Origin of the sequence: Haloferax sp. Atlit-4N (assembly GCF_003383025.1) — an archaeon.
GTDB classification, from domain to species: domain Archaea; phylum Halobacteriota; class Halobacteria; order Halobacteriales; family Haloferacaceae; genus Haloferax; species Haloferax gibbonsii.
The window spans coordinates 1-13712 of record NZ_PSYY01000005.1 but is presented as its reverse complement, the minus strand read 5'-3'; the positions used below and the strand labels follow the sequence as shown (position 1 = coordinate 13712).

Below are 13712 nucleotides of genomic sequence, written 5' to 3'. Positions count from 1 at the left end.
ACCGAACTCGTCCGCCGGATCAACGGATGAGTGTCATGACTGGCGGTTTGTCTGTCTCGAACGTTCTTCGTCCCTTTTTTTGAGTCCCCGCGAGCGTGGACTCTCCTGCTTGGTACCTTTCTCACCGGCAACGACGTAGACCTCGTCAGCCTTACAGACCCCGTAGAGTTCAAATTTGGAATCATCTTCCAGAGTGGCCTGGACTTCATGGACGAAGTCCAAGACGGTCTTGTATGTCCGATCAAGCTCCTGAAAAATGTTATTGGTTGTGTGCCTTTCCATTTTGCTGATTATGTAGAACATTTCAGAGATAGAAAGCTGATGTTCTGCAAATACAGTCTCAGTTAGATCGTTGAATATCCTATGACAATTCTTACATTGATAGCGCTGAGAGCCCTTTCCTGTCGTCCCCCTCTTGATAGTGTCCGCACTCTCGCAGTGCGGACACGTCACCCCGTCCGGCCACCGATGATTGCGTAGAGACTCCAAACAGTCCTCTTTGGCAGGCAGAAATGCCTCACTGACGCTCTCTCTACTAACCATGCTGTGGCGGATTACGAACTTCAGTCATGGGAGAGTATTCATCACTACAGATAAGCGAGTAAGCGATTCCTAGCGGAAACACAAGCAGGTGGTATAGCAGTCGCTTGTACGTCGCTGTACGAACCAATGCGGTGGCGAATCGTTGGAGAGCGTCACCTAGAGTAGTTTCCATCATCTATCTCACGGGTAGACAGAGGTTCGGATGGGTGGTATATACACGCTGACAGCTGTCGATTGGACAGGTGGAGAAAAGATTTATTAGGACTGACTGAACGTCCTATAGATTGCGAGTAGACCAATGGTGTGTGAGAGTGTCGCTCCCAGCAGGGCCTGTGCATCGGTCAGTAGCAGTAGTGGGGAGGCTAATTCGATGACAAGGAACGGAACAACAGCGATGGCTACAATCCCGATTGCCAACCCACGCATCACTGGACTGTCGTTGCGTCGGTAGCCGCGGAAGGCCAACGACGCGACGATGATACCAAGCAGTGCAGTCCCGGTTGCCCCAACCGTGGCGAGAGTGTCTAGCACTGTTATCGAGCCCCCTGATAGATTACTGTGAGAATAACAAGCAGGCCCACTGCCTCGGTCGTGGTAGTTGATAAAATACGCACCGGAGTGGCCACAGTGACAATATTACCTGCAATGAGCCGGAGGAACATTGGTGCTGGTGCCAGCAAGAACATCCCGACGGCCAGCAGTAGAATGGGCCTAGAACGCGACTGGAGATACCCCTGCAGGAATCGATATGTAACGAGCACGGCAAGCGCTGTCGCCACAAAGAAAGTAATAAGAGCCACGATGCTGGTCACCGTTGCACCGCTTTCCACAGTGACTTGTAGCGACATGTGATTATTACGGATCATCCAGTAAACTCCTGATAAAGGCGCGTAAAGCGGTCGGAAGGCGGTTCACGCCGGTCGACATCGATTTCGATGCCCGAATTCGTGAATTCGATTTCGACCCGCTCCAACCGGGCCGAATACGTCTTGTAGTGATGGCCATTGGGGTCCAACTCTTGATGATCGACAAGGAGGTCCCGATCTTGTAGCCGGTTCACGAGACGATACACTGTCGAGTCATCAGCCCCACAGCAGTTACTCAGCGCCTCAACCGACTGGGACTTCTCTCTCGTCTCGATCAGAATTGTCCGGACATTCTCATCCTCGAGCAGAGCGAGTAACTCCTCGTCCAACTCGCCGGCCGGCTCCATCAACACACCATTGTGTCGCCTAGGGTATTAATTACAGTCCTGCTTCTCAGACGTTGCAGCTTCCCAACATTTTTACATGGTGGCTTTCCAGAATATGCCTGTGCCTGCGTCGTTGCCTTCCATACAGTCTATCGTTGCCATCCCGTTGCGACCTCAGACTTACCTCCACCTTCTTTATGTGGGGCTGGCTTTTCCCCTGGGAATAGCGTACTTCGGTATCCTTGTCACAGGGTTTTCGATTGCGGTGCCGCTGAGCGTCATTGTCGTTGGCATACCGTTGCTCATCGTAACACTGCTCATTGTTCGAGGGCTAGGGGCCGTTGAGCGTTTGCTCGCCAATCTCTTACTCGATACTGACATCGCTGCGCCGACGTATCCATTCCGGAATGGCAGCGTGCTTGATCGCGTGCGAGCACTCATAGTAAACCGTCGAACGTGGATAGAATGTGGCTATCTCTTATTGAAATTTCCTATTGGCATTGGCGTCTTCGTGTTCCTTGTGACCGGACTGACTATGTCGATTACATTTCTCGCCACACCGATGTTTTACGACGAACCTGGCCAGCGTATCGGTCTCTTTCTCGCAGACCCGGTCACGCTCACACCGTCATTGTCAATTCCTTGGGGGAACGTGCTAGTTGGTGCGGAGTTCGCAGTCACGGTTAGCGAGTGGGCCGTCAACTCGTTGGCTGACGCGCTTTTCTTTTCGGCCGTCGGAGCAATCCTTCTCCTACTAACGCTGCATATCGTCAATTTTGTAGCGTGGTTCTCCCGTCAATATACACGCACACTTCTCGGGGACCCAGTTGCGGTGTTAGATTGATTCTCACACCTTCGATACAGCGCTGATATCAGTTCAGTTGGCTGCTATCAACTTTATCCCCAACACACGCTGTTTCGATTTATTTTCCTGCTCGCGAACAACCATTGTTTTGGAGTCGGGGTCTTGGGCCTCGTGATATTCACTTCAAAATCACGTCCAAATAGTTCACAGTGTAGAATCTGGTATTGACCACATAGGTCCATGATTGGAGGTGAACATGTTTTTATATTCAGGGATAAAAACATGCGATATCCTAATAAAAAGTGGACCACCAGTGATTCATTGGTCTGATTGACACAATCACTAATGCTCCTAGTTCCGCTAGTCTACTGAAAAGCGTCGACCAAAGCCTGGGAGCGCACGCACTGCGAGTGAGGTGCTAAGGAACAGGACAAAAGATATTTACATTGTCTACACATCATTACTTGATGACACCTCTATGGAAAAACTTGTTGTAGACGGTCTCGGAAAGCAGTACGGCGACACTTGGGCGCTTCGCGATGTGACGTTCTCCTGCTCTGAGGGTGTCGTCGGGCTGCTCGGTCCCAACGGAGCTGGGAAGTCGACACTTATGCGGATCCTGACCACATTCCAGCAGCCAACGGAAGGTTCAGTTCACTGGAACGGCGTTGACGTGACCAGCGAGCCCGATGCGATCCGAAAAGAACTGGGCTATCTTCCACAGGAATTCGGCGTCTACCCGAACCTGACGGCCGAGGAGTTCTTGGAGTATCTGGCCGGCATCCGTGGTATCGCCGACGCCGAGGACCGTATCAGCGAGCTACTCGAACTCGTTAACCTCGAGGACGACTGGGACCGCGCCCTGGGAGGGTTCTCAGGTGGCATGAAACAGCGTATCGGCATCGCACAAAGCCTGCTCGCGGACCCTGAGTTGCTGGTCGTCGACGAACCGACCGTTGGGCTCGACCCAGAGGAACGGGTCCGCTTCCGAAATCTCTTGTCTGAACTCGCCGAGGACCGGATCGTCGTCCTCTCAACGCACATCGTCTCGGATATCGAAGAGGCGGCTACTGAGATCGCCCTTCTCTCCGGCGGAAAGTTGCTCCTGCATGACCGTCCGGCCGCCCTTCTCGACCGGGCGGCAGGGGCTGTTTGGGAGTGGAACGTTTCTGACTCCGAGCTGCCAGCGGTGAAACGCGATTATATCGTCAGTGGAGCCAGACGGACTCGGGACGGCGTTCTTGCCCGTATCGTCAGCAAGGAGTCCCCGTCACCGGGCGCCAAACAAGTGGAACCGACGCTCGAGGACGCCTACCTCCAAATAACGAATGGGGGCGACCGGACGTGATAACAGAAGTGCTGGCCGTGGCACGAGCAGATTTTAAACAGCGATCACGGACAAAAAAGTGGCTGGTCGTCCCTGTACTGCTGGCGTACTTCGCCAAGTTGATAACGGTCGACACGACCCTCGTCGTCGCCGAGGAGTACACCGGCGTACCGACAGCCGCCTGGTATGGGGCGATGCTTTGTGCCATTGGGACGTTACTGCTCTTCTTGTTCGGATTCGCCCTCGTCCGCGGTGGTATCACTAGAGACCGACAACCTGGCATCGCGGAACTCATTTCGACAGCCCCACTCTCAAATGCTAGCTATCTCCTTGGGAAGTGGCTGAGTAATTTCCTGCTACTGACGGTCACAACTGGTGTTCTTGCCGGATTGACTGCAGTGGCGTTCCTTCTCCAGGGGGCTGGCTCGTTCGACGGGTGGGCGTTGTTCGCACCGTACCTTTTTGTTACGATACCAACAATAGCTGTCGTCGCAGCCGCGGCAGTCTGCTTCGAGAGCAATAGGTTTTTGTGCGGAACCGGAGGGAACGTATTGTACGTGTTCGCAGCGGTCGCTATCATCCTTCTCGGGACGTCTACGACTGAGCTGCTTGATGTCGGTGGCGTCCATATCTTCCGACAGAGTATGGGGGTCGCTATCGCCGAGCAGTACCCCAGCTTCGATGGCAGAGGGGTCAGCTTCTTCTACACAAATTCTGCGTCGGAGCTGAAGACCTTCACTTGGTCTGGGGTCAGATGGACCGCCGAACACGTGCTGTTGCGGATTCCACAGCTTCTCGTCGCTGGCGGCCTGCTGGTGACCGCCCACCTCTCGTTCAACAGGCTAGACGATGCCGGACTGTGGACGTTCAGATCGTTACTTCCCTTCAGTTCCAACGGAGATAATACAGACGAACAGAACGAGTCCTCTTCCCCCTCCGCAGTCCTTGCCCCAACCGACGAGTCCCTTTCGAGCCTTGGGTCGCTGTCACCAGTAACACGAACCGGCTTCCAATTCAAGCGTGTGTTCGTTTCTGAACTCCGGCTCGCGGTACAGAACCGCCCGCGGTGGTGGTACGTCGCTTGTATCCTCGCGCTGCTGTTGTCGTTCATTCCATCCGTCGACGCCCTCCGGTCGGCTGTCCTCCCGCTCGCACTGCTCCTGCCACTTTCGTTGTGGTCCGAACTGGGGACGCGAGAGCAAATCCACAGAACGGAGGAGCTGGTATTCGTTACGGGCGGGCCATACGCGTTGCTCGCCGCCTCTTATCTCTCCGCCACCACAGTCGGCCTCGCGATAACGCTACCAGCGGGCATCATTTTCGCAATCAACGGGGCATTTGGTGCGATGTTCGCCTGGATCGTCGGGCTGCTCGCCCTCCCGGCGATCGCGTTCGCACTCGGAACGTTGACTGGCAGTCAGCTCGCGTTCGAGACCGCATATCTGGTCGCCTGGTACGCGGGCCCGATGAACGGGTTCCGTCCACTCGATTACATCGGTGCGGAGGAAGCGACAGTCAGCTCCGGGGTTACAACCGCGTATCTCGTCCTCGCTATCGTAGCGTTGGGAGCGACTGCGTTCGCTCGCCGGCAGACGTAGCTCGTGTATCGGTTAATCGACTCACGCAGGAACCGAATCGTTCGTGTCCCACTACGGGTCGATACGCTCAGAGCGAACTCGGGACTGGTGGTCGCCGCCGTTTAGACCGTTTTCTCGAATGCTATCGTGTCCTCGATGTCGATATGGAGCGACGTGGCTTCGTCCACCCCGAACGACTCCATATTACTGAGATCTTCACTGACCCTCGCAGTCAATGTCACGGTGCCTGAGGACGGAAGGACGTCGTCTTTGGTGACCTCGCTGTCCGGCGAGAGAGACACCGTGTCCGCGAACAGCTCTTCGTCCGATTCGGAGTCGAGTTCAAGTTCGACCGAGACCTCCTCTCGCCGGTTGTTCGTGATGACCAGGTCGTCGTCGCCGCCGATGATGTATCCGCACCCACTTAGTGCCGTGGCACTCGTTGCAGCGACCATCGTCAGCACGTTCCGTCTGGTAACGTCATGCGACATATCCTCGTAGTGTAGAAATAATTAGTTAAAACCGTCGATATATATGCCTGAATAACCTGTAAACGTGGGCCGGTCCTGAGGAATGTCGTTGCGCTGGCCTCTCGGTCAGTCGTCCGGTGCCCTGATGGAGGGGGCCTGAACGCCTTCGAGACACGTCCGAATGCGGTCGACCTGGTCATTGAGGTCCTCTTCCGATGCGGCCTCAAGGCGGTCACGACAGCGGTCGAGACCAGCGCGGTCGACTTCCACGCCGACTGGCTCGCCTTGCTGTCTGATCTCCTTCTCGTCCGAGCGACAAGTGAACCGGGGGTTCTCCAAGCGCCGCAACGCTGTTCGCTCGGCGCAGTACATCGATGTGGCCCCGGAAGCATCTCCGTCCTCAAATAGCGGCACCGCCAACTGTTCCATCCGGCGCCCAAATCGCGCGCCGTCGTGAAGCGCCTCGGTCGTCGTCAGGGACTTGCGGACCTTGGTGTACCAGGTCCGGTAGAGGAACCGGCTCTCTACGCCCTCGAAGACAGTGAGCAGGCCATCCTCACCGAACAGTCGGCCGCGCTCGAGGAGGGCCAGGATCGTTCTGTACGCCTGCTTGAACCCATTCGTCAGTTCCTCGCTGTACGCACTCGGCGGCTGGTCACGCCCGTCGAGCCGGGGTACGTTACTTGACCGATCCACAGTCACTGGTCGCTGCTCGACAGTCATCACGTCGGACCGTCCCGCGACGACGACCGGTTTAGTGAGGCCTTCTAGCGTTGTCTCTGTCGAAGAAACACCGAGACCGGCAATGGCGGTCGCAATCCCCGGGGGTTGTTCGCCCGTCCCCGGCAACAGGCTGGTCAGGCGTACACTCTCCTGAACCGCCGGTTCGATGTCGCCGCCGTTCGGTTTCCTCTCGGCTGCCATGTACGGATGCAGGACAGTCTCGACGTCGATCAGGAGCGGTTGCTCGCCGTTGGCAACGAGGTTATCGGCCGAACAGTCGTGGATATTGAACAAGTAGGCCAGACAGGTGAGTGCCCCTGCACGCTCGTAGTACCGAGCGGTGGCCTCTGTATCGTCGGGCGAATCGTATTCAACCCACTCCATCCACCCGTAGCCATCTCGACACAGGAACCGTGGCGTGTCGAACGCCGGTGTCGCAAGGTGTTCGTCGATTTTGTCGAGTACCTGGTAGAACGCGGCTCCAGCGTCTACTGGTCGCGGTTTGTACACCACCGTGAGTCCACAGTCGAACTCGAGACGCAGCAGCGCCCGGTGGTTTCCGAGGGGGTCGAGCGAAGTCACGCCCCCGAGCGTCCCCTTAATATCGAACGCCTCTGCCAGCCGGGACCGGTCCGCTGCCAAGCGCGTACAGACGGTCCGGAGCTGGTCGTCCCACTGTCGGTTCTCCGTCACAAGTAGGCGGGCGAACATCGGATAAGCGCGGCAGAGGTCGGCAAATCCGCCCGTGAACAGATACTCGACGTATCTGTCGTAGTGTGACGTCGGCAGCGTGTCGAACTCGGCCGGGTCGGCGTCAGCGAGGTCGGGGTCCTGAGCAGCGACGTTTCCCCGGAACTCCGAGACGAGGAGTCGACAGAATCGCTCTTCGAACCGATCCCGGAACCAGTCGAATAGGGACTGGAGCGCGGACTGCGAAAGGGAGGTCCTAGAGATTGTGTCCCGGGTTCGCTCGAACGTCGACGCGGCGACCGCTGCCGACAGTTCACCAAATGGCCTCTCTTCCAGTCTCCCGTCAGGTTCGAACACACCGTCCATCGCGGCACACCGTCCTGCAGCGGCTGGAGACTGGTCCTGGACATCTCCAACGAGCATTTCGAGCTTGTCGACCCACGATGGAATTGGCTCGTCGTGCTTAAGTCGAGGGGTACCGAACGCCTGCGCACACGCCGCTGCATTCTCCACCAGCGAATCGACACGGCGCTCGAACGCTGCATCGGAGAACATTTGCTGCCAAGCATCACAAACTGCTTCACCGGTGCCCCCGCTGGTCTGTGCCGGATACGCCAGCGTATCCTTGGTTTCTAACCGCTCTAAGAGGGTCCGGGCCGACCCGACGATCTGCCTCTTCTCGGTGATGTCGAATATCTCACTCATTGGCCCTACAAAGTAGCCTCATCGACCTGGGGGAGCGTCCGTAGTTCGGGGAGGATAGCGATGTACGCGGTCATACACACCAATCCGATGCCGACGACGAACATAGCCGTTTGAACGCCGAACTGGCTCGTGAACACACCACCAACCAAGGAGCCGAACGGGACCGCCCCGGCAGAGAGTGAACTGTAGAGGCTCGTGACCCGGCCGACGATGTTCTCGGGCGCGGCAGACTGTATCAGCGAGGCCAACTGGATGCTGATGACCCCCATCGGAACGAAGGCGATGACGAACAGTGCGGCAGTCACCGGGAGCCAGCTGACAGCGATCGCCATGATCCAGCACACGCTCGCGAGCCCGAATCCACCCATAAGGGTGTATCCAAGCGGGCGCTGGTTAACAACGTTAGCAGCAATGGAACCGATGAACGTTCCGCCGGAGAACGCGCCCATCAGAATCCCGTAGGAACCGGCAGCACCGAAGGCGGCCAGAACTGAGGGAATCGTCAGTGAATCCGCGAAGCTAGGCAACGCCGCGAGCGTGATACCTGAGGTGAAGTTGAGCACCGCTGCACCGACCATCAACTTCGTGAACACCGTCCCACGGATGTACGAGAATCCCATTCTGAGCTCCTCGACGTAGGAAGACTCCTCGACATCTGCCTCCCCATCTGCGGTCGTGACGTCGCCTGTATTCCCGCCGTCCGTCGTCGGTACCTCACCCTGGGGTTCAGTTGACGAGTTCGCGCCTGAGTCGCTGGGTTCGGGAATCACAAGCGTCACGAACAACAGCGCGGAGATAACGAAGGTCACAGAGTTGAACGTGAATAGTGTCGTTGCACCGACGAGTCCGATGAGGATCCCGGCAACACCGTTGCCAACGAGACTGACGCCTTTCTTTGCCACGGCGATCGCCGAGTTCGCCGCGACGAGTTCCGAATCTTCGATCAACTTTGGGAGGGTCGCCACCATCGCGGGATTTGCTATCTCGTTGATAATCGAAAGGAGGGGCATAACGATGAGCACCAGTTCGACGGTGAGTACTCCGTAGTACTCTGCGACCGGAATACTGAGCACCAGTACAGCTTGCAGTGCCTGGCTTGAGAACAGTGTGCGCCTGAGTGGCCACTGGTCGACGAGTGGTCCAGCCAGGAACTGGAACGTGCCTGGCACCATCGTGAGAAACCCAGCTAGGCCAGTGTAGAACGGGTCCCCAGTCAATTCGTACACTAGCCACATCGCGGCGACGAAGTACAGACTATCACCGAGATTCGTCAGTGCCCGGCCTGCGAACAGCTTCCGGAACTCCGAATTAGTAACCGGTCCTGAAATCATGAGTGTCGGTACCTGATGTGGTCGCACAGCGTCACTGATCTGTCAACCCCGTCCCGTTGTCGGGCGCTGACTGACTGTTCGTCCCAACGACTGGTTCGGTGGCCACGTCCTCGCTGATACCGTGCTGCGACGGGCAAGCTCCATTCCGATTGAACACCACACTCAGTGCCATTGCCGGTCGTATAGCCGCTGACGACGGACCGCTGGATAGATGCGAACATCAGTCGGAGAGTGGTTGGTCTGGGTCGGGGATGTGCTCGACTGCTTCGTGGCACTTAGCAGAGACTGGTGCAACGAGCTCCGACTCGAATCCAGCATCTTTCCCGGTATTTAGCGTGTAAAGTCGCCGCTCGTCGATCCAGTATCCGTACGAATCACCGGTTCGCTGTCGCTCGAAGAACTCGGTGATTTGCCGTGCGATGTCGGGGTACCGTCTGAACGTCTCAGGACTTATCCCGGTCAGCGTCTCCGAGGCCTTCGAGAGCTGGTAAGAGTGTAACTGGTTCAGGGCCCTGCCGAGTGCGACAGACTCCCGGAACTCGGTCGCTGTCATTCTCTCTTCGTTGTCGGCCGCCTGCTCCGGGAGCTTGGCCTGAACGATGGTGGCTGTCATCCCGGCCACTAAGTTCGTGTGATAGTGCTCGGCCCATTCGCGTGTTTCGGGCCCCCATTCGTCGGCGAACTTGACTGTTCTGAGTTCGCTGCTGTCACCGCCGTCTTTCGAGGATTTTGGACCAACGACAAAGCTGTCTGTAAGTTTCTCGGTCCGTATCCATCGAAGGGTCTGCTCAATGAGCCCGACTGAAAGTTGGCGCTGGATAACTCCGGTTATCAGGAGCTCCATCGCGGCGTCCGCGTTCTCCATCGCGATGGCTCTAAGCGTGAGCGCGGTTATCGGCGTCTCGAGATTGTACGGAAGAGGTCCCTCCAGAAGCACTGGCTCGTCGGCACCCCAGCCAGTGGGTAGGAAGACGTTGTGGGTGAGGTTGTAGAAATCGCTCTTCTCTGCGGCGAGAATGTCCGGTGGGTACGCGAGGTTGGACATCTCGAGCACCCGCTTCAGATCGCGGTCATGCCCATCGTATCCCCAGAGCCGGGACTGTACGAGCAGGTCGACCATCTGGTTGGGAGGCTGTTCCTGGGTCCAGAGGTGGCGATTGCGAATCGCTTCGTCGACTGCGTCTTCGATCGCCGGTGAAAGCTCCCCGCTGATCCTCAACCCGATCGCTGGGAAGGCGTTCTGTGTAAACCGGCCAGGATACCGCAACAGGAGTTCCTCGTACCGGTCATCGTTGACGAACGTCGCTAGATGGGACCGAATGTCAGGACAGCGATTCCCGTAGCGTTCTTGGCAGTAGAGGTACATTCCGAGCTCCGTGAACGCCTTCCGCCGGAGCTCCGATTTTATTTCAACTTCCCAGTCGAAAGGATTGAATTCTGGTTGATACTTGGTGATGAAACGATCTGCCGTCTTTCGGATCTCTTGTAGTATTGTATCCATGTGTCAGCGTATCAAATAGGGTGAGCTGGAGCCGCCTGTCATTCGACAGGCAGACGAGTGAGGGCGCTGCCCGCTGGTCCGATGCCAGATTTCAGGGTGAGGCCCAGCACTACTACCCGCTCATCGGTTATCGATATCCGTCTGTGGCCCGTGTCTCCACGGACGAGGCCGAAGTGAGAGGCAGACGCCCACAGACCAAACCCCCAAGTAAGTCCAGTCGGACAGGACCACCCGAGGGCCGTCGCTAGCAGTAAGCGACACTGCGTCGACTGGGGTCCGTGGCGATGCCATATCGGATATCTGGTCGAGTTACCAGGTGATTATCTTGAACAGTGGAGGAATGAAATCGCCATCATGCTCTCCATGTTTCGATTCCTCGACCGATGCCGTGAGGTCTGCCATTCCGGCGTCGAATTCTTCACTCATTGTTACCAGGTGATCCAGGCGATTGCCTTGCTACCGTCGTGTTCTGCTTGCTTTGCGTCTTCGACCGATGCCGTGAGGTCTGCCATTCCGGCGTCGAATTCTTCACTCATATTTATCCATAGACGAGACTTTCTCGTCCAATCACACGTATTGATTACTACACTATAATATTTTCTAATTAGTTACATTTTTAGAACCAATTCGCATGGCGTGGCAGGGTTACGCAAATCGAGTCGGTTGGGACGAGATTGGGGAAATATATCTTCTTTTTTTGATAGCACTAGCCCAATTGTGTTCCAATTCATTGGGTATGGTTATGATTCTGCTATGAAATGGGTCGCCTGAGAGCAATGCCTCTCAGGCAACGTCATTTGGTTTCGGACAGATGGCCCTCTCTGTCAGATCAGCCGGCTTGGCGAGCGTATCAGTCTAGGTTTCCCCTGATGTTTCGCGGTTAGCGAGGCTGCAAACAGCGCCACCGCAGAGAGAACGACGTGAGTTTCGACATTGTACTATCTTGCATGCGCGGACGTGGTCAAGTACTCGCAAAGGATTTTACGCGAGTAGGCTTGCTCGACACCTGCCATAGTTCCTCATGGAAGCTTTTGTGGAAATAGAGTTTGTCAAAGTGAGCATGGTTAGACGTGAAAAGAATGTCGTGAAGCACTCACTGAGAAATATTTGAACCGACTACAACCAAAACAGACGGCCTGGAAGTGTCTAAACGACTTACGGGTCATTAAGTCGAGCGGTCGTAGTAGTGCGACGCACGGGTCGTGACCGATTCGATGGACACTGGTCTCCGTGCTAACTGTGTTCCGAGAAGAACGCAGCTGTGTGGTTGAACAGCTCGATTCTCGCTGCTTTCGATGTGAAACTGTGGCCCGTTCCGTCGAGGAACAGCGTGGATATCTCGACGCCGTGGTTGCGTGCTTCCTCAGCGAGTTTCGTTGCCTCCGTGAATGGGACTTTCCGATCCTCTTTGCCATGAGCCAGCAGGAGCGGTGCCTTCAGCTGGTCGATGTCGTGGATCGGACTCAGTCGGCGGAGAAGCTCGCGGTCCTCGTCCAGTGACCCGTACTCTGCTTCCCTGTTCTCCCGTCGTCCCGGTGGGCTATTCTCGAGATACGTCTCGAAGTTCGCGATGGGGGCGATGGCTGCACCTGCCGCGAAGCGATCGGGCCAGCGTGTCATGGCTGCAAGAACCAGGAACCCACCGTAGGACCTCCCCTTGAGAACTATGCGGTCCTCGTCGACGGTCTCCTTCGCAGCCAGCCAGTCGGCCGCCGCCTTCACGTCTCTGATGGCGTCGACTCGTTTCTCGAAGTCGTCCAGTGCCATATACTCTTTGCCATACCCTGATGACCCGCGATAATCCGGTTCGAGCCTGGTGAACCCCTGTTCAAGATAGTACTGTCTGAGTGGACTGAACGCCGGTGAGTTGTGCTGTCGCGGCCCCTCGTGTAGCGAAATAATCGCCGGATACTCATCGTCGGTTTCCGTCGTCGGTTCGGCGTACAGCGACGGGATCTCCAAGCCGTCGAACGAGTCGTATGTCACCGGTTCCGGCGGGACGAACGTATCGTTGGGAACCGGCTCACTAGCGTCCGTCCACTGCACACACTCTCCGGTGTCGACGTCGATTGAGTACAGGTCGGGCTTTTGCGCTGGATTGGTGTACATCAAGCCGAGTTCGTCGCCGTCGCTTCGCATGGTCAGACATTTGGCAGCACCAGGCACCATATCAGGGGTACAGAGCTCCCGAGTCTCGGTCGGGCCGGTCAGTTCGCAGATCGATATCGTACTGAATCCTTGGTCGCTGCGTCTGTAGGCAAGCCGTTGTCGTCCGCTATGCAAGACGAGATCTTTGAGATCTGCATCCGTCTGGAGCACCGGCACCACCTCGCCAGTCGAGAGGTTGAGCCTTGCGATGTACCGCCACTCGTACTCGTGATCGGTTACCAGGTACAGAGCCTCCCCGTCAGGGCCCCACCTGACCGAGCTGTATTGTGCTTCGACATCCGGCCCATCGGTGAGCTGCTGCACGTCGCCGTTACAGAGATCCACCACGTGAATATCGGCGTTATAGTTCGAGTGCATCTCGAGGATAAGCAGTCGCTCGTTCTCCGGGCCCCACCCGATTGGATACACCGGCGACGATCGTTCCTGTTCGTACACGCATCGAGCTTCCGTGGCCTCCGCCTCTCGGCCTTGTGTGAACACGTTGAAACGTCCGTCCCCTGTTCGATCTGCGGCGTACGCAAACCGTGATCCGTCACGGTTCCATCCGCCCCATCGATGTGTCGTCTCGGGGTCGTCGGTTAGCTTCGACACCTGTTTCGTCCCTTGTTCTTGAGCGTACAGTTGGACTCGTTTCCCGTCATCTGCCACCCCGAACGCCATCTCTTCGACCGTCGGGGAC

At 56.7% G+C, this 13712-nt stretch carries 10 protein-coding genes and 1 pseudogene; 3 read left to right on the top strand and 8 right to left on the bottom strand.

Going from position 1 to position 13712, the window contains the following annotated elements; translation table 11 throughout:
- Positions 1-22: 22 nt before the first annotated feature.
- The 3 genes and pseudogenes from C5C07_RS19080 to C5C07_RS19060 all read right to left on the bottom strand — a co-directional run.
- Positions 23-543: pseudogene (locus C5C07_RS19080) on the bottom strand (transposase); the annotation flags it as partial.
- Between the two features lie 258 nt (positions 544-801).
- A complete protein-coding gene (locus C5C07_RS22445; RefSeq protein WP_115805840.1) occupies positions 802-1080 on the bottom strand; it encodes a hypothetical protein in 279 nt (92 codons plus the stop codon).
- A 325-nt stretch (positions 1081-1405) separates the two neighbouring features.
- Complete coding sequence (locus C5C07_RS19060; RefSeq protein ID WP_115805838.1) at positions 1406-1756, bottom strand: ArsR family transcriptional regulator; 351 nt, start codon at positions 1754-1756, stop codon at positions 1406-1408.
- A 94-nt stretch (positions 1757-1850) separates the two neighbouring features.
- Between C5C07_RS19060 and C5C07_RS19055 the strand changes: the two genes are divergently transcribed.
- From C5C07_RS19055 to C5C07_RS19045, 3 genes are all read left to right on the top strand, one after another.
- Positions 1851-2579, top strand: coding sequence for a sensor domain-containing protein (locus tag C5C07_RS19055; protein WP_115805868.1), 729 nt, complete (start codon positions 1851-1853; stop codon positions 2577-2579).
- A gap of 439 nt (positions 2580-3018) precedes the next feature.
- The gene (locus tag C5C07_RS19050; protein ID WP_115805837.1) at positions 3019-3888 is read left to right on the top strand and encodes an ABC transporter ATP-binding protein; all 870 of its coding nucleotides are present in this window, start codon (positions 3019-3021) and stop codon (positions 3886-3888) included.
- Positions 3885-5465 (top strand): hypothetical protein, encoded by a 1581-nt coding sequence (locus C5C07_RS19045; protein WP_115805836.1) that lies wholly within the window; start codon positions 3885-3887, stop codon positions 5463-5465. Before C5C07_RS19050 ends, C5C07_RS19045 begins: the two co-directional genes overlap by 4 nt.
- Before the next feature lie 101 nt (positions 5466-5566).
- Here C5C07_RS19045 and C5C07_RS19040 read toward each other — a convergent pair whose 3' ends face one another.
- The 5 genes from C5C07_RS19040 to C5C07_RS19020 form a co-directional block, all read right to left on the bottom strand.
- Positions 5567-5935, bottom strand: coding sequence for a hypothetical protein (locus C5C07_RS19040; RefSeq protein ID WP_115805835.1), 369 nt, complete (start codon positions 5933-5935; stop codon positions 5567-5569).
- 105 nt (positions 5936-6040) lie between these two features.
- Positions 6041-8032 carry a type 2 lanthipeptide synthetase LanM gene (lanM, locus tag C5C07_RS19035; protein ID WP_115805834.1) on the bottom strand — a complete coding sequence of 664 codons (1992 nt, stop codon included), beginning with the start codon at positions 8030-8032 and terminating at the stop codon, positions 6041-6043.
- 5 nt (positions 8033-8037) lie between these two features.
- Positions 8038-9363, bottom strand: coding sequence for an MFS transporter (locus C5C07_RS19030; protein WP_115805833.1), 1326 nt, complete (start codon positions 9361-9363; stop codon positions 8038-8040).
- A 220-nt stretch (positions 9364-9583) separates the two neighbouring features.
- Entirely contained in the window at positions 9584-10864 is a 1281-nt protein-coding gene (locus C5C07_RS19025) for a DUF6895 family protein (RefSeq protein ID WP_115805832.1), read from the bottom strand.
- Positions 10865-12097: 1233 nt separating this feature from the next.
- Positions 12098-13712, bottom strand: a 1615-nt coding sequence (locus C5C07_RS19020) for a prolyl oligopeptidase family serine peptidase (protein WP_147302045.1), incomplete at its 5' end; no start/stop codon positions are given.

Excerpts from the sequence above, each read along its gene's own strand:
- lanM (WP_115805834.1), bottom strand. The coding sequence starts at position 8,032 with ATGAGTGAGATATTCGACATCACCGAGAAGAGGCAGATCGTCGGGTCG.
- C5C07_RS19050 (WP_115805837.1), top strand. The coding sequence starts at position 3,019 with ATGGAAAAACTTGTTGTAGACGGTCTCGGAAAGCAGTACGGCGACACT.
- C5C07_RS19055 (WP_115805868.1), top strand. The coding sequence starts at position 1,851 with ATGCCTGTGCCTGCGTCGTTGCCTTCCATACAGTCTATCGTTGCCATC.
- C5C07_RS19025 (WP_115805832.1), bottom strand. The coding sequence starts at position 10,864 with ATGGATACAATACTACAAGAGATCCGAAAGACGGCAGATCGTTTCATC.
- C5C07_RS19040 (WP_115805835.1), bottom strand. The coding sequence starts at position 5,935 with ATGTCGCATGACGTTACCAGACGGAACGTGCTGACGATGGTCGCTGCA.
- C5C07_RS19030 (WP_115805833.1), bottom strand. The coding sequence starts at position 9,363 with ATGATTTCAGGACCGGTTACTAATTCGGAGTTCCGGAAGCTGTTCGCA.
- C5C07_RS19060 (WP_115805838.1), bottom strand. The coding sequence starts at position 1,756 with ATGGAGCCGGCCGGCGAGTTGGACGAGGAGTTACTCGCTCTGCTCGAG.